Genomic DNA, 18,741 nt, shown 5'->3' with positions numbered 1-18,741 from the left:
TCAATTGAAGAGTCCGAACCTGTCTTAGCCGAGGCGATGGACGCCTTCGAAAGGCGTCTGGTCCAAGCCCTGAACGAGGCCGGGATGCTGCTGATGGTCTCCCTAGGCCACCGTTCGGGACTACTGGCGAGCATGGCCAATGGAGCACCAGTGGACAGCGAGAGCCTGGCCGAAAGGACCAGCCTGAACGAACGCTATGTACGGGAATGGCTCGGGGCCATGACCGCCGCAGGCGTCGTCATCATGGACCCGCAGCGGGCAACCTATCGCCTGCCCCCAGCCCATGCCGCGCTCATCACCGATAGCGGGGGAACCAACCTGGGCGTCTACGCCCAGTTCCTTCCCATGCTTGGGCAGGTAGAAGACGACATCCTCCACTGCTTCCGCCATGGTGGCGGGGTCCCCTACGAACGCTACCCACGGTTCCAGGCAATCATGGCCGAGGACAGCGGCCAGACAGTGCTGGCCGCATTGTTCGAACATATTCTGCCGCTGGTGCCCGGGCTACCGACCCGCCTGGAGACAGGGATTCGGGTCCTTGACGTCGGCTGCGGTCGAGGCAAAGCCCTGATCATGATGGCCGAGCGATACCCGCGCAGTCGGTTCACTGGCTATGATCTGTCCGAAGAAGCGATCAGCTGGGCACGCACGCAGGCGCAACAAAAAGGGCTGAAGAATATCGAATTCGAGATGCGCGATGCCTCCAATTTCGACGAGACCGCCATCCCCCGGTGTTTCGAGCTGATCACGACCTTCGATGCCATCCATGACCAGGCTCATCCCCTGGCGGTGTTGCGGGGTATCCGCCATTCCCTCACCGACGATGGCGTCTACCTCGCCCAGGATATCCGTGCTCACAGCCATCACCACGAAAACATCAACCATCCGCTGGGCGCTTTTCTCTATGCAATGTCCATCATGCATTGCATGACCGTGTCGCTTGCCCAGGGCGGCGAAGGTCTCGGGACCATGTGGGGGCGCGAAAAAGCGTTCGAGTACTTCCGCAAGGCGGGCTTCAGCGATATTCAGGTCCATGAACTCGCTCATGACATCCAGAACGACTACTTCGTTTGTCGCGTCATGGAAATGCCATCGTGACTGCCATGGCCCATCAAAAAATCGAGTGGGATGCTTGCCTGGTCGAACAAGCGTCCCTGAAACAGCTGCATGCCGCGGCGTCCGACCCCGAAGCCAGCCGCACTGCCCGGTGGCAGTGCGGCTGAGCCGAACCGCTGTTTAGGGACACTAGTTGGGACTAAGCCTGTAGATCTCACCTTCATCAAGGGCAACGTAAAGATCGCCGTCCGGCCCCTGCACTACTGACCGGAACCGACCGGCAGGCATGGGCAGGGAAATGGTGCTGACCTCGACGGACAAGCCGTCTTCAGCAATATCCAGCACGTCGAGTCGGTGACCGATCGGCGTTCCATGGATTCCGATGCCCAGGAAGCCGACAACCATCCGGCCTTCCCAGTCCTTCCACTGCGAGCCGGTCAGGAACGCCGCGGAAGACATGCCCTGGGACAGGCCATTGTTGGTCCAGGCAGGCCGTATTGCGTCGGGGAAACGTTCGGTATCCGTCATCGGCATGAAAGCCATCCGCTCTTCCGGGTCCATGGCCTCCATCTGGCTCGGCATATAGCCACAGTAGTCGTCGGGGCAGTCGCCACGGCCGCCGACGTTGGGGCGGGGATCCCACCCGGCGTTGCCGCCGGCTTCCAGCTTCTTCACCTCATCGGAGTGCCAGGGCCCATGTTCCGCCGCGAACGGCTCGTCGGAATCAGGACGGAAGGCGATGCCCTGCACGTTGCGATGACCGTAGGTAAAGATCCGCGGGTCGAAACCCTCCGGCGGGTTGTTGCCTTCCGCCGCATTGCCGTCCCGATCGATACGAAGCACTTTTCCGCCCAGCCGCGTCGGGTGTTGCGGCACCTCGCCGTTGTGGGTATCGCCGGTGGTCACGTACAGATAGCCGTCGCCCGGATTGAAGCGGATGCGCCCGCCATTGTGCGCACCGGCATCGCCAAACGGGTGATCACTGGCCTCCTGCTTGTAGGCGATGTCCTCGACGATATCGGTGCGATCCGAAACACCGGTGAGATCGTCATTGACCACCAACCGGATCACGCGATTGTTGTGGGGCGTGGTGAGCTTTGATGCCGAGTAGACGTAGACAAATCGATTCTCGTCGAACTCGGGATCGAGAGCGACTCCGTTCATGCCGGCCTGACCATGACAGAACAGGTCGTCAGCGGTTTCGGCAAAATCTTCCGTACCGTCCATCCCCAGCAAGCCGTTCACATCACCAGAGGGAAGTCGCACCGACAAGCCTTGGCACTTCTCGGTGAAGAACATGGTTCCATCAGGCAGAAACGCCATATCCCAGGGGTTATCCAAGCCTGACAGCACACTGGTATGCGTGAGCCTGGGAACGTCGTTGCCTGAGCTTGCGGCATGCGTCACACCATGGACCATGCCAGAGGCCAGCAACGCGCAGAGCGACAACTGGGTCATGCGCCTAATCATGGATGCTCCTCCTCGTTTATTTTCACTGCTTTTTTCTTGTTTTTTGGCCTTCTTCGAAACACCCCGCAGTGGGGCGGTAGTACTTCGGTTTCTCCTTTGGTTCACTCGAAAGTCGTCGAGATATAGGCAGCGAGGTTGGCGATGTCATCATCGGACAATTCGGCGGCTGCCGGCGCCATCAACGCGCTGTTCGGCCCCACTCGTTCCCCGGCGCGATACTGCATGAGCCGCTTGGAGATATAGTCTGCATCCCGTCCGGTAAGTGACGGGAAACTCGCCATGCCCCGCCCCGATCCACCGTGGCAGCTGACACACGACTCCGCGTAAAGCGCTTCTCCAGCCATGATGTCGTCAGCCTGGGCCTGTGCCATAGCCAGGGCAGCGGCAGCGCCAATAAGGAAAAGTACTGGTCTTTTCATCGAGGTCACCACGCGATTGTCTGGAGGCGTTCTTATGCAGACTCGCCAGTGGGATCTGCGCAGCCGCTTTATTGCCTCTCGATTACCGTGGACTGGCCGTTCTCCATCTTTTTTATCAGTCCGTTGAATGATATAGACCCGCCTCACACGACCGTCAACATCAGCACTGATCCATCGCGCAAGTTCATGTTGCGCATTCCTGATGTGCCCTTTCCATATCAACGGTCGCTGTGATCAACGCTTGCCAGTCCGGTTCCAGACGATTCAAATGGGACCGATCTGGCTTCGCGGACCCACGGTGACGTTCCATGGCCCTGATCTTCGACAAGAGTTATCCACCACCTGGAACGGCACCAGGAACACTGAGCACAGATGACAAGGCCAATGGTGGCGTCCAACGCATCCAGGTCAGTCCCTGTATCCGGGGGCACTGGAGCGCAACCAGCACCGTCACCATTGAGGATGTACCTCCGACCGCGGCGGCGGACGACTTTCATTGGATCGACGTGCAAGGAACACCATCGGTCGCGCAATTGCACCGCCTGGGCGAACGGCTCGGCCTGCACCCGCTTGCCATGGAAGACGTCCTCAACACGGGGCAGCGCCCCAAGGCCGACGACTACGACACCACGCTCACCATGATCCTTGGTCTGCCACTGAAGGACGACGATGGAGCCCTGCACATCCACCAGATATCCCTGTTTCTGGGCAAGGGCTTTGTACTCAGTATTACCTCGAACGGGCATGATCCGTTTCCAGAGGTCCGCCGTCGTCTGCAGGGGCGACATGGCCGACATATCACCGAGCCCGACGATTTGCTTTACGCCCTGATCGACGCCGCCGTCGACCATGCCTACCCGGTGCTGGATGCCATCGGCGAGCGGGTGGATGCGCTGGAGGAGGCCATTCTGGACAACCCGGGTATGGAGACCCTGCACGCACTGCACGGCCTGAAGCGGGAGCTGATCGTTTTACGACGCCATCTTTGGCCGACGCGGGAGGTGATCAATCAGCTGCTGCGGGATCATGCCGATGTCTTTACCTCCGACACATTGCTGTGGATGCGCGATGTCTACGACCATACCGTGCAAGTGATGGACCTGGTGGAGAGTTACCGGGACATGATCGCAAGCCTGCTCGACGTCTATCTTTCCAGCATGAGCAACCGACTCAACGAGAGCATCCGCCGACTCACGGTGATCGCCACCATCTTCATGCCATTGACGTTCATTGTTGGCGTCTATGGCATGAATTTCGAGCATCCGAATAGTCCCTTTGCCATGCCGGAGCTTGGCTGGTACTGGGGCTATCCCATGGTCTGGCTGGTGATCATCGGCATCGCCGGATTCATGATCTGGCGCTTCAAGCGCATGCGCTGGTTCTAGCAGACGTTCGCGGCGGCTCTCCGCCCAGGCGGCGAATGGCAGCGCCCTTTGCAAGGGCGCCAACACTTCGCCCAAGGCAGGTTATTCTTTCCAGAAGGCGTCGCGCATGCGCCAGGCTTTCAGCGCATGGGTCGGCGTCGGGCAGGCTAGCTGCTGGGAGAGTCGTGATGCCTCCATCCCCAGACCTTCCTTTGGTCGCGTCGCGTCCCGAGATCGAGATCGAGATCGACGGCGCAAAATATCCTTCCCTATCCGCTGCGCTCAAGCTGGCGGAGGTCACGCACTCGCTGGGGATGCCGGCGGCCCTGAACATGCACCTTGGGGTGCAACCGGCAAGGGCCGAAGAACCCCCGGTGGAGTTGCATGCGGCGGTGCGGTTGCGGGTAGGTGATGAATTGTTATTCGCGGGGCGCATCACCGCGATCGAGCAACGCTGGGGGACCAGCGAGCCACCGGTTCTGGTTGTGGAGGCCCATGATGCACTTCGGCACGCAATGACCGGGGAGCATGTTTGGCAATACGCAAATGAAACCGCCCGCAAAGTGCTATCCGCCATTGCACAAAAAGCCGGTCTCACCTTGCAGGCTAACGCCGCGTTGCTGGACCGCCCGCATACCTGGTCGCAGATCAGGCAGACTGACCTGCAACTCCTCACCCAGATCGCCGCGCACTGTTGCACGGAGTTCTGGTGTGACAGCGACAGCGTGCTGCACGTCGAAGACGCCCTGTCGGCACCGGGAGCGACGCAGTCGTTGCGGCTGGGAGAAACCCTGCAGGATGTCGGCATTCGCCACGATCTGCTTGCGTCAGCCACTGGCGCAACAGCAGCAGGATGGGACATGGCGATTGCACAGGCGATCCTTGAGCAACAGTCGTCTCTGGGGACAGGCTCCGAGGCCACAACGGTTATCACGCGACTGACAGAGCTTGGACTGAAGAACGAACGCATTGTCCCCATCGCCGCCTCGTCGGTTGACCATGCGACTGCCCTGGCAAGTGGCACCTTTACCCGTCACGCGTTCCGCTATCTGCAGGCTAATGGAATCGCAACTGACAGCCCCTGGCTCAAACCCGGCCACTGGCTGGCGCTGGAGGGCATCGACCGGGAACTGGACACCGAGTTCTACCTTCGCTCCGTCACCCATCACTACACACCGCAGGATGGTCTGCAAACTCGCTTTCTGGGCGAGCGGCCGTCGGCGGGACACCAGGAGGTCCGACGCCATGCCGGTGAACATCGAAGAGATTCAGGGGATCACGATCCCAGCAGCGGCGGACCACCCCGCCCCATCCGTACATTCGACACCCTTTTTTCCTTCTTGGGGCGCATCCGTCGATGAGCATGCCGAGAGGGACCGGAAAGCACTGGAAGGCCAGCGGCTCTACGGAGTCTACAGCGGGATCGTCATTGACAATCAGTCCGCCCGACAGCAAGCCATTCTCCGGGTCGCACTGCCCTCACTCGCAGAGGCAGCGAATCACCCGCTGGAAGTCGCAGCGCGACTGGCCCAGTTCCTGGCCGGCTCGGGACGCGGCGCATGGTTCGTGCCGGACGTGGGTGATGAAGTCCTGATCGCTTTCGATGCGGGAGATCCGGGCCGCCCATTCATCATTGGATCGCTCTGGAACGGAAAGACCGCACCGCCGCCGGCTGCGGATACGCCCCATCGACACAGCATCACAACGCACAAAGGCACGCTGGTGATTGACGACAACCCGGAACAGGGCTCCGTGACTCTCGCTCTGGGTGACGAGCAGCTTTCAGTGGTTCTGCGAGAGGGGCACGGTGTGGAGATCCGGAACGGTGACGCGCGGGTATCCGTCGGCAACCAGCAAATCGAGATCGATGCGGTGACTGAGGTGACTATCAAGGCCTCGACCGTCCGGTTAAGTGCTGGGGTGGTCAACGTTGACGCCGGTATGCTCAAGGCGTCCGGAGTGATTCAGGCCGACATGATCATCGCATCCACCGTGTCGGCAGTCACATACACACCCGGCGACGGAAACATCTGGTAGCGGGGATATCCCGTTTTCTGTGACTGAGTCGGCATTCATTCATCTTGCCAAGTTCTAGCTTCAAATGCTTGGGCCGTGCAGCCGAAGCAACGCCAACGGCTTGGCGTTGGTTGTGTGGATTCGCCACGGCGGAGTTGGTGCGTCGTATGTTCGACGCAAGGGAGGGAACCATGACGTCAATGATCGCATCGATTCACGAGCAATGCGGAGATCCGGATCACAAGCTTTCCGACCTGGTTCAGCGCAGCATTTTCGTCGCTACCGTCCTGCGTGACACGCAGGTTTCGCAATGGCTGCGCCAGGAGCTTGACGGTTATACGGACGATTCGGACTTGCCGCTCCATCGCCAGGGGAACACCGCCGCCCTGCTCGCATGGCGGCCTGGGTTAGGTTGGGTGGAGGCACCCATAAGCGACGCTCAGCGACGCACCGTGTCGGGCTTCAGCCTTCCCACAGGGATAAATGAACTCGAGGAAAACTACGCCGATATCCTTCGCAACGGGGGCTGTCGTTGCCCCCTCAATGATGAGCGCCAGGCCGAGATTCGCGCGCTGGTGCGCCTTGATACGGACCTCTGCCTCGTGGTGCCGACGATGGCCGTCAACCTGCTCATGCAAACGGTCCGTCATGGCATTCGTGACTGGAGCGGCGCCCTTCTCGAAGCCGGCGTGCATGGACAAGGCTCGTCGTTCAGTGCAGAAGAGAAAAGCGCAGCCGAGCAGATCGCGCTCACGCTGGATACTCTGCTCGAAACCGCCAGGGAATCCGGTGCCGCAGCAGCCGCAGAAATGAGCAAACGCAAAAGCGGCCTCCTGTCCCGGCTCATGGACCGAATCACGGCCTGATCTGCTATCTGCTCGCCAAGATCGCGCAATGTACGGTTGGTTGGCGGTGCTTTACGCGCCGACGCACTCCGCGCGACTTTTTGCTGGCGACAGGTGTCGCTTCGATCAGTCGCTACTGAGCCGAGGGAAGTCCAACGTGGGCGTTGCCAAATCGACGCTACAGTACCGGCAAGAAACGGTCGGAATTTCGCAAGCTGGTTAACGCTGGCCGGCAGGTGAGAGCCGTCACCACGCCCGCGTTCATCAGAACCCGCAGCGCCGCTGCCAGATCAAACCTCTGACCCGTGAGCAGGGCGTAACGCACGGCCTCCTCCAGTGTTAGCCCATCCCGGAGCGCGTCGAGCAGGACTCCGACCTGCCCCGCACAGGCGGTGAGTTGAACCTCGTCACCGCCCCGGGAGAAGAGGACAGCATCGAAGCCCTCGAGGCTTCGATCACCCAAAGGGCGCGGCCCGTTGACATTGGCCTGCCAGAGACCGAAGTGCGCGGGACTGACCAGCACCAGGGAAGCGCCTTCGTGCACATCGAAAGCACAGTACCTCAGGGACGTGGGCTCCAGTCGGGGGAGTTGCCGCGGCGATAGGCCGCGGGTGGGACTCGAGGCCCGCGCACAATGCAGCGCCCAGTCCAGCCTGGCCATCGCACCGACATGCGGCAGCGACCGCGCGAACTGTGAACGGCCCACGAAGGCGTGGAACCCCTCCAGCAATCCCTCCGCCGTGGCAGACGGTGCCGACGGACATTCCAGATAGGAAAGCAGTAGCAGATGAAAAGTTCGCCTCCCGGCGACGCCTAAAAGCGTGGAAAAGACCTTTTCGAATTCAGACGCTGCAACCATGACCCACATCCATTAAGTGCAATTGCTCTCTAAACCCAAAGCCTAGTCACAAAAAGATATCCCCAATATCGGTATTAACCGAATTCGCAAGGAAGAATTCTTCACAGGCCCTCGGGAAATACTTAATCGGAATTTACGTAAGAGTTTTTACGCATTGTCGTAATTTTAAATTAAACAAGAATTCGAATGGATCTTTATAAAGATCTTCAAGAAACCGCCGGCACTCTTCCGATTTTTCGGAAGAACTTTATCCGGGCACAGGCCTGAGCAGCATCAGTGGATCAGGCATTCGTCAACGCGAAGGAGAATTTCAATGAGAGTACTGAGCCTTAAATCCGCGGGACTCGTCTCGCTATCCGCCCTGGCTATTGCCGCGGCGCCGGCACAGGCCCTGGAACTGCAGGCAGGCAACACGACCCTGCAGATCGGTGGCTACATCAAACTCGATGCCATCTACAACGTCGACCAAGACCTGGGCGACACGGCCTTTTTCCGAGGCATCGACGTAGGCGCTGATAACGACGGCACGGATGTCACCGGCAAGACGCGCTTCCATGCCAACGAAACCCGGCTGTCGGTCGGCACGCGCACACCGACAGCCCACGGCCCCGTCAGAAGCTACATCGAGACGGACTTCTTCGGTGGCGGCGGCAACGAGGTTGTCTCCAACTCCAGTGGCCTGAGACTGCGCCATGCGTTCCTTGAATGGAACGGAATACTGGCCGGGCAGACCTGGTCCAACTTCATGCCAATGGTATTCGCGCCCACGCTGGATTTCGGCGGACCGGCGGGCTACATCTTCAACCGGCAGGCCCAGGTCCGTTATACGTTTCCCGGTGCGGACGCTGGCAGGTTTTCGGTCTCGCTGGAAAACCCCGAGTCCAACGTGGTCACATCGTTGGATAACGGGACGCGTTCGGCGGGCGACAGCAACGACCCATTCCCAGATGTGACCCTGCGTTTTGCAGGCAACGCCGGCGGCTGGGTGTATTCGCTGTCCGGGGTTGTCACCCAACTCGAAGTGGACGACGGCAACAACAGCGACCGGACCAGCGGGTTCGGCGTCAATGCTGCCGGCTCGTATTCTTTCGGTGGAACCCGGTTGGGGGGCCAGGTCGGCTACTACGACGGGGCCAACCGTTATCTCTGGCAGAACGGCACGGGCTTCTTCAACGGCTACGTGGATGATAGTGGAGACATCGAGACGGTGAGCGATTTCGGCCTCATGCTCTTCCTGGATCAGGCATTGAGCCCGCGCGTGAACGGTGGCCTGGTGTTCGGCTTCGTGGATACCGATTCCGATGCCGCGTCCGAACAGGCCGCCGGGATCGCGGACGACAAGCTCTACACCGCCCACGCCAACCTGCGGTATCGCCCGGTGGAGCAGTTGATGTACGGCGTTGAACTGCAGTGGGGTCAACGCGAGTTGCGTGACGGATCCGACGCGAACGCAACACGCGTTCAGTTCGCGGCACGCCTGGACTTCTGACAACGCATGCCTGGGAGAGATGGGTAACGTCCATGGAGACGTTACCCATCTTTGCCGCCAGGAGGGAGCATCCATGAAGCAGCCAACAGCCCGGCAGGCTCTTGCGCATTGCAGGCGAGAGGCCAAGAGGGCCAGGACCGGCCAGGGACGAATCGCCTGGCTGCTTCGGTCAGGAGCCATCCATGAGCAACTCAACGCCGCCGGCTCCGCCGAGAAGGCATACCGCGCGGCGCTGCAGGATGACACAAGCTGCGGCGCGGCATGGCATGGCTTGTCGGAGTTGGGGCGGTTGAGCGACCTCGAGTACAGACGGCTTCCGATGCTAGTCCGAGACACGCCCGATGACAGCGAACAGCGCGCGCTCCTGCTTTTCGCCATTGCTCGGGAGCGCGATCGTCACCATGATTCCGATGGTGCATTTGCTGCCTACGAGGAAGCCAACACGATCATTGCCGGCCAACGCCCCTTCGATGGCGACACGCTGGAACGGGAAACGAACGCCATCAAGACTGCCTTCTCACCGGACTGTCTGGCACAGACGCCGCTGGCCGAGCCAAGGGGGCCAATATTCATCATCGGCATGCCGCGTTCCGGAACAACGCTCCTCCATGAAATGCTTGCCGCCCATCCCGCACTGGTGGGCGGCGGCGAGCGCGATGATCTCCTGGTCATGGCCCAGACGTTACGGGACATCAGCGCGCACAGCAGTTTCGCCGTGGGTTGCTCCCGCCTCATCGCGGGTGACAGGAGGCGTCTTGCGGCTGCCTACAGAGACGCCTGCAGGGTGGACGTGGGAAAGGGCAGACGCATCGTGGACAAGCTGCCCAGCAACTATCTCCGTGCCGGCATGGTGGCGCAGGTGCTGCCAACGGCGCGCATCATCCACACCCGGCGCAGTCCACTCGATACCTGCGTCTCCTGCTTTACCACCCACTTCCAGCGCGGCCAGTCGTTCACCTACAGCCTTGAGCGACTGGTCACTGCCTACCGTCTCTACGAGCGCCTGATGACGCACTGGCGGGCAGCGCTGCCGCCGGGGATGCTTCACGAAGTGGACTACGAAGCCCTGGTGCGCGAACCGGCCTTGGTCATGAAGGGTGTGCTCGACCATTGTGGCCTGCCCTGGGATGCGTCGTGCCTCGGGTATTTCAAGAATTCGCAGCCAGTGACAAGCGCCAGTCGCTGGCAGGTTCGTGAGCCACCTCACCAGCGCTCCATTGGTCGCTGGCACCGCTTCTCGAAACACATCGGCCCACTGCTGACGCAATGGCCCGACCATGATTTCGGCATGACCGAAGTGCACCGAGGGAAGCGCTGAAGTATTCACGCCGCTGCGTTACATACGGATTTTTCGTGATGCTAGGCTCGGTGCCATTTGAGTGGGGTTCGGAGGATCTGGCGACCCTGGTTGAGTACATGAAAGTCGAGCAGGAACGTTTTCGTGAACGCTAATGCGTTGCAAAAATCCGAGGCTTCCGCAACAGCGTAGACTTTTCTTTGAGGGGCGCCCTTAAGCACCGCCTAATCGCGGTGCTATTTTTTATTGTGGTAATTACGATTCGTAAAATAGCGAATAGTGAAAAGGCGCGAAAAGGTCAACAATGAAATCACCATTCGACGAGCGAATGGAATCAAACACGATTCATTGGAGGCCCGTCATGAAAACATTAATCGCCACCATCGCCTCAGCACTGCTGGCCGGCGCATCCTCTTCCGCCATGTCGTCCGAACAGGTCGATGTCTACTGGACACTCGGACTGCCTGCCACGACGCAGACCACGATCGACGTGGCCATTTCCCTCGCGGATGTCCCGCCGGTGGACGAGGAAGTCTACTCCCACCTCGGCCTCGGCCATCCGGACCGCCGGATCGCCGAGCGGGACCAAGCCGTGAGCTTCGACTGGACTGCCCCCGACTACCCCTTTCGAGGAGGAAGCTGATCTCATCGACTGGCCATGCCCCCCGCCCGCCGGGGGGCATCGTCAGCACTCCTTCCCGGGCCCCGCACTGCGCAGCAAGCGCTCGATTCCCGGCGGATAATCAGGCTTGGTGAAAACGTCCCCGCTGACGCCATCACTGGCAAAAACACGCTTCACTTCCTGCACTTGCTCCAGACGCTTGAGCCAGACTCGTACGTGTTTCAGGCGAGCCGGCTCCTTGCCGCAAACCGGCGCATCCAACGGATAGAGCGCGGCCCATCGGGCACAGGCGGCAAGGTAGAAGTCTGCCACTGTCTGCTCCCGCCCCATGAGCCAGTCACCCGATGAGTCGGCCAGTGCGCTGTCCAGCAGCGTGAAGTGCTGTCTCAGCCGCTCACACAGAGCTGCGCGAACAGCCTCCACACAATCGGGATTTACGGTGTAGCGGTGCGTATAGAAGGCCACGCGAAGGTCGGCATGCACGGTGTTACTGAGGAAGAAGAGCCACTTGTAGAACTGCGCGCGTTTCGCGGCACCCGGCCGCGGCCCCGGCGCTCCATGGGTATCCACGAGTTGCAGAAGTATCGCACCAGTCTCGTAGAGCACGTCGCCATCGTCGATGAGCACCGGAACCAGCCCCTGGGGATTCAACGCACGAAAGGTGTCGCCGCGTTGCTCTCCGGCGGCGCGATCAACGACAACGCAGTCGTATGCCGTGCCAGAAGCCTCCAGCGCCAATTTGACCACCACGCTGGCGCTGTCCGGCGAATGGTAAAGGCGTAGGCTGGGGGCTTGCTCCGTCACATCGTCACTCCGCCAGCAAACGAATCTCTCCGTACCAGGCCTCGGCCTCCTGGCCGGTGTCGTCACAGTCGGTCATGATCGCGATTGCGTTGATGGATGTCTTGTCCTGGTCGTGAAAGCGCTGGAAATCATCCCGGATGTTGCGCCGCTCGGTGACCCAGGTGCCGCCGTCTTCGGTGCCGGACCGCACCGCGATCATACGAGCCTGGGAGGCATAGGCATTGGGCCAATCGGCGCCCTGCTCCATGTCCGAACTCCAGACGTAATTCAATGCGCGGGTGCGCCAGCGCAGGACGGTTCGCTCATCCACGACATAGAGCCGCGCCGGATAATCATCCCCCGCCCTCACCGTCTCGTCGAGATCGTCGAACACCTCGTCAACCCGCCAGGACCACTCGATAATCGGGGTTTGCTCGAGATCGATTTCCTCGCGGAAAAAGAGCCCGGACGCCGTGGAGTCGGTGCATACAGCATGCACGGCGGGCCGGCCGTCGATCTCCACCAGATCGTAACGGGTCTCCCCCTCGAAGGAATGATTGTCCCAGTCGACGATATCGGCAGGCTCGAAGGTGCGCTCCGCACCATGCGCTGCACCGGCGGCAAGCAGCAGCGGACCCAGCAGAAAGGCGCACGATACAGCCCGGAGCCGCGACAGATCGAACTGACGGGAACGTCGGTTATTGCGGTGCATATCGGATCCTCGCGATGGAAAAAACGCCAGTGTTCCAATAGCAGTCAACGGACTCCATGCGTAGTTCCCGTAAACCTAGCCGCCACCACGATATCGGCTGACGCCCTGATCCGGAATCCAGACACCGCTCGGCGCCAGGCCTACCGCTTCTGGGCCAAGGATTTCACGTTTCTTCCCCAGACCCTGGCGAATCACCGCATGCGCGGCTATGACGATGGCAAGCTCGCACTGCGGGAGCAACCATGGGAAAAGCCACTTCGGCAGCATGCGGGCGCGGTTCATTACGAAATAAGCGGCTGAAGTGTTGCTGGTGCGGTTCGTTACAGCACCGCCTCTTTCGGATGATCAGGAACGCCCTGCCCGCCGGGGATCTCCATGAATCCTGAAGTGACGGCGCAGCCGCAGTGCGCGTCGCACCCCGCGGGGCTCGGCGATAAGCGGCAGGCACAACTCTGGCCTGGGCAGCAGTTCGACAATCCAATCCGTCTCGCCGAAGAAGCCGAACCGGATGCGGTCTGGCGGCTCAAGCTCCAGCAACGAGAACGTGCCGGTAGCATAGGGATACCCCAGGGAAGCACTGTCCAGCAGATCGCCTTCCGCGCTGAGCAGGTGAACATGAAGAAAGTCCTCGTGGGGAACATCGTCGGTCAGGAACAGCAGATACATTCCTGAATCGGCCTGCACGGCTGCCTCAAGAACGGCGCCCTCAAGCTGGCCGCCAAACGGCTGACCTGAAAGCCAGACCTCGCTGCAGAGCGCAGCCGCATCCCGAGCCCCATCCACCAACCGTGCTTCGAACCCGGTCGCCCGTTGCACCATGCGCCCCTACCAGAAACTTGCCACGCCGAATGCCGCCGCCGCGCCGCCCGCGAAGGCACCAATACCCACGCAGACCGGCGCACCCGGCCCGCAAGCGAGCCCGGCGGCAGCGCCGCCGGCCAGCCCGCCGAGGACGCCGCCGCCAGTGATTGCCGCCTCCCTGCGGACAGCTTCGCCCTTGTCCTCCGCCGTCATCACCGTATAGGCGGACAGCGCAAGAGAGAAACCGACAAGGCCACGGCCAGCATGGGACAGGTTACGCATCTGGGCGTCGATCCGTGGATTCGACTTGCCGGCGGACTTGACCACTTCCCCGTAGACAGCGCTGCGCTGGGCTTCGGTGAGCCGGTTGAAGTCGGCATTATTGCCGTAAAGCTGCTGGGTCTTGCGGGCGATGAGTTCATTGAAGGTGCGTCCCTGGCTCTTGAGGCTCTCGGCCATGGCCTGACCAACAGGCGTGCTGCGCCAGCGCATGGATTCCATGGTGAGGTTCCTGGCCTCGGTCGCCTGTTCCGCCGCCTGACGCCAGGTGATCTGGCCGCTGGCAGCCTGCCCGCGCAGTTCATCCGCCAATTCGGCGACCTTGCGAGAATATGCCGCACGGGTGGAGGAATCCAATGCCAGATGCGCACCGGCATTGGCGATCTGCGCCTCCAGGGCACGAATGGCATTGTCGAACGCGGCACGGTCGTCATCAGCCGGCACGCCCGGGGCACGCGGCCCGCCTTCCGCATCCATGCGATCCATGCTGGCCTGAAACGCCGCACTGCTGCCAGCGCCCCCCGTGCCGGGTGACCCAATCCCCAATGCCGGGGCCTGCGCCCGCAACAGCCCTTCATCGTGCACGCCCGGTGAGTTCATTCCTCGCCTCCATGGCAATTTTTTCCGACTCTGATGCTAGCCGGCGGTCCCACAATCAACCATAGAGCGTTCGATCTAGTTCGAACGATCCGCCGGCGTACCTGTCGCAATGGTTCAAGTAACAGGGAGAGCAAGCCATGAAACGATTCCTCACATCAGTTGCCCTCGCAGCAGCGATGATCGGCTCGGCCCAGGCAGCGGACGGGCTCACAGCCGTCGAGAGCGAGCACGATCTCGACACCACGGTGGAGCGGCTGCTGTCCGCGCTGGACGAAGCCGGCATGAATGTCTTCGGCGAGGTCGATCACGCCGCGGGAGCGGAGCGCGCCGGCATGACACTGGACCCAACCTACCTGGTGATGTTCGGCAACCCCGAGGTTGGCACCCGGCTCATGGAGTGCGGCCGCAGTGTCGCCATCGACCTGCCCATGAAGGCCCTGATATGGGAAGAAGACGGCACGGTCTACATCGGCTACAACGACGCCGAATACCTGGCTGATCGGCATGGTCTGGTGGGCTGCGATCAGGTACTTGAGCAGGTATCCGGAGCGTTGAACCGCTTTGCGACCCACGCTGCAGGGCAATAGGCCTGGAACATAGGCAGTGACTGTTTAGGCAGTTTTCCCGGAGACTATCGGCCCTTCTTGCCGGTAGTCTCCAGCATTGCTTTCGAAATAATCCGCTCGTCGCGTTTGCGCAGTTCCTCGGCCGCGTTGATGCGGTCTCTCTCTTCCTTTTCCTGGCTGAGCTTGGACTTGCCGATCATCTTCTCGATATCGATCTGGATACCGACGATGGCCGCCAACTTGGCGTCAATGTAGTCCTTTGACGAATCGGTCATCCTCCATGGGCGTTTGCCTGACTCACTTCTGGCCTCATGCGTACGCGTCAGCCGCGCGACAACACCCCGCACGAACCGCTCGTCGTCCAAAATGCTGACCTTTCCGTGAACATGCACCGCCTGGTAGTTCCAGGTCGGTACCTGCCGGTGGAACTCATGCTTGCTGGGATACCAGTTCGGTGAGATATAGGCGTCCGCAGCGCGAAAGATCACCAGCACGTCATCGCCGTCTTTGGCTTCTGTCCAGACCGGTTTGGCGCGCGCGACATGCGCCATCAGCCGCCCGTGCTTTCCGGCGCTGGTGTCCAACTCAAAGGGCAGGTGATTGGCGTCGAGCCCGCACGGCCCATTGACCACGAGGGTGCCAAGCGGATACTCGGCAATGATGCGGTGAAGCTCTTCAACCCGCGTCTCTTCGAAATGCTCAGGCAGGTACATTTCCCCGATTCCTATCCCAATCTTCGCGGACGCGCTGCGTCGCCGCTTGGCCAGCCGATTAGTCCCATCACCACGCTGGCCATAACTCTCGGCCATGCCTGTCAAACGGGTGAGCGGCGGACGTAGCCGAGATCCCGATACACTGCCAGGTTGTGTCTCGCGCGGTGCTGGTACTGCCTGCCTGTGGCGTCATGAAAACGGATATGCGCGACGAATTCAGTATCGCCTTGCTGCGCGAAGAAGTTCCCCGATGTATCGAGAAAAACCTCGATGCGCTTGCCGACGGGCAGGAATGCAAGATCCCGAAAGATCTCCAGTGCCGTTATATCCCGGGTGCCTTCCACCGCCCGGATGCTACGGTCAAAGCGCACATGCACATCATGGGCATGAGCGGACCCCAGGTTCTGTAGAGTCAGATACAACAACCCATCGTCGAACAGGACATCCAGCACGACATCCGGGCGCCCGTCAGTTACCGCTTCAAGCCGGCGTCGCAACGGTCCTGGCATTACCGCCCTCCGACCCGTTGCAAACCCTCATGACAGATTTCCAGCGTCTCGATGGCAACCGCGCTCTCCATGGCGTGCAGATCAGGCCCCTGAAGACGGCATGGCCACCCTTCCCGGAACTCCCACCGAGTAGCAGGCTCGCCAGCGTCATCCATCAGCACGATGGCACCATTTCGCCGCTCTGTCTGCCCAGTCAGGGTGGTTCTGTACCAGTCAGCCAGTTCGGTGCTCGTCGTCACGCCCCGGCTAAGCACGATATTGCCGTGCCTGTGCAAGCCGGGGAGCTTTCGTAGAGTCGCGCGGTCACTGCCCTCGCGGTACTCGATGATTTCAGTGAAGCTTTCCAACCCTGTGCAGGTCATGAACCCGGCCGGGACCAGACCGTCGATCTCCAGCAGGAACCTGGTGGCGGCGAAAGGATCATTCCTCGACATGCGAACCTCCCTCATGGCACGGCGGTGGGGCCATCGCCAGCGGGACACATACCTTCTGCGACAGGCGCCCGCAAGCCGACAGCCGCTTTATTTCCAATCCTATAGCTTACGCCGCGGCATCGGCCACGCCAACGAAGCACTCCCCGGTTTAGCGACGTTGGAAGGCAGAAATATTGTGCCCATCCATTGTGGAAAACCGAGTAAGTATTACCTCCAATGGAGAAAATAAACGGACCCGATCAATATGAATTGGCAAACAATAAATAGCTGCTACAGCCTTTAAAAACACTATCCAAATTAACTGAAATATTTTTCTGAAAACGAAACAGTCGAGGCCCATTGCATTTCGAAGCAGAGCAGGTCGGTGGATCCCAGCAAGCATGGCGCTCATTCTGAGCGCCATGCTTGTGGGCTGCGGACTAACCCCTGATAGCCCACGCGACACCGCATTGCATCCCGACCAGATGCCTGATGGACCAGGGCTGATCACCGGCGAACGCGGCGAGTTCCTCATCCGCATGTCACTTGACGGGGACGATGCCCATCACCGAAACAGGACCGAGGAGTAAAGCCACCGCTGGCGCGCTGCGCCGGCAAAGGACGGGGAATCCTGAGCGCTTCCTTAAGCCATTTAAATCATGCAAGGAGATAAATGCATGAACTTTCTCAAAACCGCACTACTTTTACACGCCTCGTCTTGCATTATTTTTGGTGTTATTTTCATCGCATTTGCTGGTCCCGTAAGTGACTATATTGGGAACCCGCTCGCTTGGGTTGTCCCTGCACTCGGTGCCGTGCTGCTATTCAATGGCTTTCACCTCGTATTTGCTAGCCAGCGGGCTAAACCACTCTGCCCTGAAATCCTATATTTTGTCGCTGGCGATTTCCTATGGGTCGTTGGAACTCTCGTATTGGTTGGCCTAGGCTTTGTTATCACCTCGCCTCAAGGTACGGTGGTATCGCTGCTCATCGCGACAATGGTTGGCGCATTTGGTGTCATGCAGATGGTGGGGTATAAGCGGGTTTGCGCCGAAGCAAGGGCTTAAAAAAAGCTTCAGGGGAAATCAAAAACAGCACGCGGCGCACTACTTTTTCCTCCCCTGCACTTGGCGTTAGCTGCCCTTTTCTTCGATGTGCCGAAAGCGGAAGTATGCAAAATCCTGCACTCGGTGCGCTGGAGTCACGTGGCTCTCGGCTCGTTCTTCCACCAATTCGAAGCCTGGGCCAAACTCCGATTGAAGCTTTCTGGCGTCGTATTGAACAATTGGCAAGCCACTGCATTTTTCAGGCCCACCGATTGCAAATGACGCAAGGATGAGATGCCCACCGACGCGAAGAGCATTCTTGAGTGTCTCGACGTAGCGCCGACGATCTTCAGCGTCTGTCAAGAAGTGAAAGACTGCACGATCATGCCAAAGCGTATAACGGATTTCAGGGGAGTATGTGGTCACGTCTGACTCGACCCACTTCACGGCGCCGGCATTCGCCCCCAGCCTGTTCCGAGATGCCGCCAGCGCAGCCCCGGAAATGTCCAGAACCGTCAAATTCGTGTGCCCTTGCGCGAACAGGTAATCGACCAGGACCGACGCCCCGCCCCCGACATCAATAATCGGATCAGCTGGGTCAAGGCAGCAGTTGGCGATGAGGTCCAGCGAGACGGCAGGCCTGGCCTGAAACCAGCTGACTTCCGTCGTCTTCTTCTGCTCGTAGACGTTTTGCCAATGCGTCTTTCTGTCGAAACCCTGCACAACCGCCCCCGAATTTCAGATTCTGGCTAGGGAAGTAGTAAACAACTCCTCGCCCTTCAGTTTCAATCCGTTTCAGAAAATGCGGTGGCATGGTGCATTTGCACTATTCCACTGGGTTTCACCAGCGCTTCTACTGCTCTTTCGAGGCTCGGCCTCATG

Annotated in this window: 23 protein-coding genes; 11 read left to right on the top strand and 12 right to left on the bottom strand. The window is 60.1% G+C overall.

Translation table 11 applies throughout. The annotated features are described in order from the left end of the window. Nucleotides 1-36 precede the first annotated feature (36 nt). Nucleotides 37-1,098: a class I SAM-dependent methyltransferase gene (locus J2T57_RS17740; protein WP_253483046.1), complete on the top strand. Its 1,062-nt coding sequence runs from the start codon at nucleotides 37-39 to the stop codon at nucleotides 1,096-1,098. A gap of 147 nt (nucleotides 1,099-1,245) precedes the next feature. Here J2T57_RS17740 and J2T57_RS17735 read toward each other — a convergent pair whose 3' ends face one another. Next, nucleotides 1,246-2,526 carry a PQQ-dependent sugar dehydrogenase gene (locus tag J2T57_RS17735; RefSeq protein WP_253482538.1) on the bottom strand — a complete coding sequence of 427 codons (1,281 nt, stop codon included), beginning with the start codon at nucleotides 2,524-2,526 and terminating at the stop codon, nucleotides 1,246-1,248. A gap of 101 nt (nucleotides 2,527-2,627) precedes the next feature. Then, on the bottom strand, nucleotides 2,628-2,945 hold the full coding sequence (locus J2T57_RS17730) for a c-type cytochrome (protein ID WP_253482535.1): 318 nt from the start codon (nucleotides 2,943-2,945) through the stop codon (nucleotides 2,628-2,630). Between the two features lie 308 nt (nucleotides 2,946-3,253). On the opposite strand from J2T57_RS17730, the gene corA reads away from it, so the two are divergent. From corA to J2T57_RS17710, 4 genes are all read left to right on the top strand, one after another. After that, the gene (corA, locus tag J2T57_RS17725) at nucleotides 3,254-4,330 is read left to right on the top strand and encodes a magnesium/cobalt transporter CorA (protein ID WP_253482532.1); all 1,077 of its coding nucleotides are present in this window, start codon (nucleotides 3,254-3,256) and stop codon (nucleotides 4,328-4,330) included. A 167-nt stretch (nucleotides 4,331-4,497) separates the two neighbouring features. Next, nucleotides 4,498-5,670, top strand: a complete 1,173-nt coding sequence (locus tag J2T57_RS17720) for a hypothetical protein (RefSeq protein WP_253482529.1) — start codon at nucleotides 4,498-4,500, stop codon at nucleotides 5,668-5,670. Continuing rightward, the gene (locus tag J2T57_RS17715) at nucleotides 5,555-6,346 is read left to right on the top strand and encodes a phage baseplate assembly protein V (protein ID WP_253482526.1); all 792 of its coding nucleotides are present in this window, start codon (nucleotides 5,555-5,557) and stop codon (nucleotides 6,344-6,346) included. The genes J2T57_RS17720 and J2T57_RS17715 overlap by 116 nt, the downstream gene beginning before the upstream one ends. Before the next feature lie 146 nt (nucleotides 6,347-6,492). Then, nucleotides 6,493-7,191, top strand: a complete 699-nt coding sequence (locus tag J2T57_RS17710) for an AbiTii domain-containing protein (RefSeq protein WP_253482510.1) — start codon at nucleotides 6,493-6,495, stop codon at nucleotides 7,189-7,191. Nucleotides 7,192-7,348: 157 nt separating this feature from the next. Here J2T57_RS17710 and J2T57_RS17705 read toward each other — a convergent pair whose 3' ends face one another. Beyond that, on the bottom strand, nucleotides 7,349-8,029 hold the full coding sequence (locus J2T57_RS17705; protein WP_253482506.1) for a hypothetical protein: 681 nt from the start codon (nucleotides 8,027-8,029) through the stop codon (nucleotides 7,349-7,351). Nucleotides 8,030-8,342: 313 nt separating this feature from the next. Here J2T57_RS17705 and J2T57_RS17700 point away from each other — a divergent pair, with 313 nt between their 5' ends. The 3 genes from J2T57_RS17700 to J2T57_RS17690 all read left to right on the top strand — a co-directional run bounded on the left by J2T57_RS17700 (nucleotide 8,343) and on the right by J2T57_RS17690 (nucleotide 11,458). After that, nucleotides 8,343-9,518 (top strand): DcaP family trimeric outer membrane transporter, encoded by a 1,176-nt coding sequence (locus tag J2T57_RS17700; RefSeq protein WP_253482503.1) that lies wholly within the window; start codon nucleotides 8,343-8,345, stop codon nucleotides 9,516-9,518. A gap of 73 nt (nucleotides 9,519-9,591) precedes the next feature. Next, nucleotides 9,592-10,836, top strand: a complete 1,245-nt coding sequence (locus J2T57_RS17695; protein WP_253482500.1) for a sulfotransferase family protein — start codon at nucleotides 9,592-9,594, stop codon at nucleotides 10,834-10,836. Between the two features lie 340 nt (nucleotides 10,837-11,176). Beyond that, a complete protein-coding gene (locus J2T57_RS17690; RefSeq protein ID WP_253482497.1) occupies nucleotides 11,177-11,458 on the top strand; it encodes a hypothetical protein in 282 nt (93 codons plus the stop codon). Nucleotides 11,459-11,500: 42 nt separating this feature from the next. Here J2T57_RS17690 and J2T57_RS17685 read toward each other — a convergent pair whose 3' ends face one another. The 5 genes from J2T57_RS17685 to J2T57_RS17665 form a co-directional block, all read right to left on the bottom strand. After that, nucleotides 11,501-12,241 (bottom strand): glutathione S-transferase family protein, encoded by a 741-nt coding sequence (locus J2T57_RS17685; RefSeq protein WP_253482494.1) that lies wholly within the window; start codon nucleotides 12,239-12,241, stop codon nucleotides 11,501-11,503. A gap of 4 nt (nucleotides 12,242-12,245) precedes the next feature. Next, nucleotides 12,246-12,932, bottom strand: a complete 687-nt coding sequence (locus J2T57_RS17680) for a DUF3047 domain-containing protein (protein WP_253482491.1) — start codon at nucleotides 12,930-12,932, stop codon at nucleotides 12,246-12,248. A gap of 75 nt (nucleotides 12,933-13,007) precedes the next feature. Further along, on the bottom strand, nucleotides 13,008-13,214 hold the full coding sequence (locus tag J2T57_RS17675) for a hypothetical protein (RefSeq protein WP_253482488.1): 207 nt from the start codon (nucleotides 13,212-13,214) through the stop codon (nucleotides 13,008-13,010). Between the two features lie 63 nt (nucleotides 13,215-13,277). Then, on the bottom strand, nucleotides 13,278-13,751 hold the full coding sequence (locus J2T57_RS17670; RefSeq protein ID WP_253482484.1) for a hypothetical protein: 474 nt from the start codon (nucleotides 13,749-13,751) through the stop codon (nucleotides 13,278-13,280). A 6-nt stretch (nucleotides 13,752-13,757) separates the two neighbouring features. Further along, entirely contained in the window at nucleotides 13,758-14,612 is an 855-nt protein-coding gene (locus J2T57_RS17665) for a hypothetical protein (protein WP_253482481.1), read from the bottom strand. 137 nt (nucleotides 14,613-14,749) lie between these two features. Here J2T57_RS17665 and J2T57_RS17660 point away from each other — a divergent pair, with 137 nt between their 5' ends. Next, nucleotides 14,750-15,199, top strand: a complete 450-nt coding sequence (locus J2T57_RS17660) for a DUF302 domain-containing protein (protein ID WP_253482478.1) — start codon at nucleotides 14,750-14,752, stop codon at nucleotides 15,197-15,199. A gap of 44 nt (nucleotides 15,200-15,243) precedes the next feature. Here J2T57_RS17660 and J2T57_RS17655 read toward each other — a convergent pair whose 3' ends face one another. The 3 genes from J2T57_RS17655 to J2T57_RS17645 are packed head-to-tail and all read right to left on the bottom strand — an operon-like array spanning nucleotide 15,244 to nucleotide 16,834. Further along, nucleotides 15,244-15,987 carry an FMN-binding negative transcriptional regulator gene (locus J2T57_RS17655; protein WP_253482475.1) on the bottom strand — a complete coding sequence of 248 codons (744 nt, stop codon included), beginning with the start codon at nucleotides 15,985-15,987 and terminating at the stop codon, nucleotides 15,244-15,246. Nucleotides 15,988-15,992: 5 nt separating this feature from the next. After that, nucleotides 15,993-16,400, bottom strand: a complete 408-nt coding sequence (locus J2T57_RS17650) for a DUF8453 domain-containing protein (protein WP_253482472.1) — start codon at nucleotides 16,398-16,400, stop codon at nucleotides 15,993-15,995. Then, nucleotides 16,400-16,834: a phage tail protein gene (locus J2T57_RS17645; protein WP_253482469.1), complete on the bottom strand. Its 435-nt coding sequence runs from the start codon at nucleotides 16,832-16,834 to the stop codon at nucleotides 16,400-16,402. The genes J2T57_RS17650 and J2T57_RS17645 overlap by 1 nt, the downstream gene beginning before the upstream one ends. Nucleotides 16,835-17,214: 380 nt before the next feature. On the opposite strand from J2T57_RS17645, the gene J2T57_RS17640 reads away from it, so the two are divergent. Continuing rightward, on the top strand, nucleotides 17,215-17,403 hold the full coding sequence (locus tag J2T57_RS17640) for a hypothetical protein (protein WP_253482466.1): 189 nt from the start codon (nucleotides 17,215-17,217) through the stop codon (nucleotides 17,401-17,403). A gap of 87 nt (nucleotides 17,404-17,490) precedes the next feature. Next, nucleotides 17,491-17,880, top strand: a complete 390-nt coding sequence (locus tag J2T57_RS17635; RefSeq protein ID WP_253482462.1) for a hypothetical protein — start codon at nucleotides 17,491-17,493, stop codon at nucleotides 17,878-17,880. Nucleotides 17,881-17,946: 66 nt separating this feature from the next. Here J2T57_RS17635 and J2T57_RS17630 read toward each other — a convergent pair whose 3' ends face one another. Continuing rightward, a complete protein-coding gene (locus tag J2T57_RS17630) occupies nucleotides 17,947-18,582 on the bottom strand; it encodes a class I SAM-dependent methyltransferase (RefSeq protein WP_253482459.1) in 636 nt (211 codons plus the stop codon). Nucleotides 18,583-18,741: the final 159 nt, after the last annotated feature.

The sequence above is a fragment of the Natronocella acetinitrilica genome (assembly GCF_024170285.1).
GTDB classification, from domain to species: Bacteria; Pseudomonadota; Gammaproteobacteria; order Nitrococcales; family Aquisalimonadaceae; genus Natronocella; species Natronocella acetinitrilica.
The sequence above is the reverse complement of the archived record's forward strand: the minus strand, read 5'-3'. Positions and strand labels throughout refer to the sequence as shown.

Bases quoted from the DNA above. Each gene is read 5' to 3' on its own strand.
- J2T57_RS17705 (WP_253482506.1), bottom strand. From the start codon at position 8,029: ATGGTTGCAGCGTCTGAATTCGAAAAGGTCTTTTCCACGCTTTTAGGC.
- J2T57_RS17665 (WP_253482481.1), bottom strand. From the start codon at position 14,612: ATGAACTCACCGGGCGTGCACGATGAAGGGCTGTTGCGGGCGCAGGCC.
- J2T57_RS17675 (WP_253482488.1), bottom strand. From the start codon at position 13,214: ATGAACCGCGCCCGCATGCTGCCGAAGTGGCTTTTCCCATGGTTGCTC.
- J2T57_RS17730 (WP_253482535.1), bottom strand. From the start codon at position 2,945: ATGAAAAGACCAGTACTTTTCCTTATTGGCGCTGCCGCTGCCCTGGCT.
- J2T57_RS17680 (WP_253482491.1), bottom strand. From the start codon at position 12,932: ATGCACCGCAATAACCGACGTTCCCGTCAGTTCGATCTGTCGCGGCTC.
- corA (WP_253482532.1), top strand. From the start codon at position 3,254: ATGGCCCTGATCTTCGACAAGAGTTATCCACCACCTGGAACGGCACCA.
- J2T57_RS17740 (WP_253483046.1), top strand. From the start codon at position 37: ATGGACGCCTTCGAAAGGCGTCTGGTCCAAGCCCTGAACGAGGCCGGG.
- J2T57_RS17660 (WP_253482478.1), top strand. From the start codon at position 14,750: ATGAAACGATTCCTCACATCAGTTGCCCTCGCAGCAGCGATGATCGGC.
- J2T57_RS17670 (WP_253482484.1), bottom strand. From the start codon at position 13,751: ATGGTGCAACGGGCGACCGGGTTCGAAGCACGGTTGGTGGATGGGGCT.
- J2T57_RS17690 (WP_253482497.1), top strand. From the start codon at position 11,177: ATGAAAACATTAATCGCCACCATCGCCTCAGCACTGCTGGCCGGCGCA.
- J2T57_RS17695 (WP_253482500.1), top strand. From the start codon at position 9,592: ATGAAGCAGCCAACAGCCCGGCAGGCTCTTGCGCATTGCAGGCGAGAG.
- J2T57_RS17655 (WP_253482475.1), bottom strand. From the start codon at position 15,987: ATGGCCGAGAGTTATGGCCAGCGTGGTGATGGGACTAATCGGCTGGCC.
- J2T57_RS17640 (WP_253482466.1), top strand. From the start codon at position 17,215: ATGGCGCTCATTCTGAGCGCCATGCTTGTGGGCTGCGGACTAACCCCT.
- J2T57_RS17650 (WP_253482472.1), bottom strand. From the start codon at position 16,400: ATGCCAGGACCGTTGCGACGCCGGCTTGAAGCGGTAACTGACGGGCGC.
- J2T57_RS17735 (WP_253482538.1), bottom strand. From the start codon at position 2,526: ATGATTAGGCGCATGACCCAGTTGTCGCTCTGCGCGTTGCTGGCCTCT.
- J2T57_RS17720 (WP_253482529.1), top strand. From the start codon at position 4,498: ATGCCTCCATCCCCAGACCTTCCTTTGGTCGCGTCGCGTCCCGAGATC.
- J2T57_RS17710 (WP_253482510.1), top strand. From the start codon at position 6,493: ATGTTCGACGCAAGGGAGGGAACCATGACGTCAATGATCGCATCGATT.
- J2T57_RS17645 (WP_253482469.1), bottom strand. From the start codon at position 16,834: ATGTCGAGGAATGATCCTTTCGCCGCCACCAGGTTCCTGCTGGAGATC.
- J2T57_RS17715 (WP_253482526.1), top strand. From the start codon at position 5,555: ATGCCGGTGAACATCGAAGAGATTCAGGGGATCACGATCCCAGCAGCG.
- J2T57_RS17635 (WP_253482462.1), top strand. From the start codon at position 17,491: ATGAACTTTCTCAAAACCGCACTACTTTTACACGCCTCGTCTTGCATT.
- J2T57_RS17700 (WP_253482503.1), top strand. From the start codon at position 8,343: ATGAGAGTACTGAGCCTTAAATCCGCGGGACTCGTCTCGCTATCCGCC.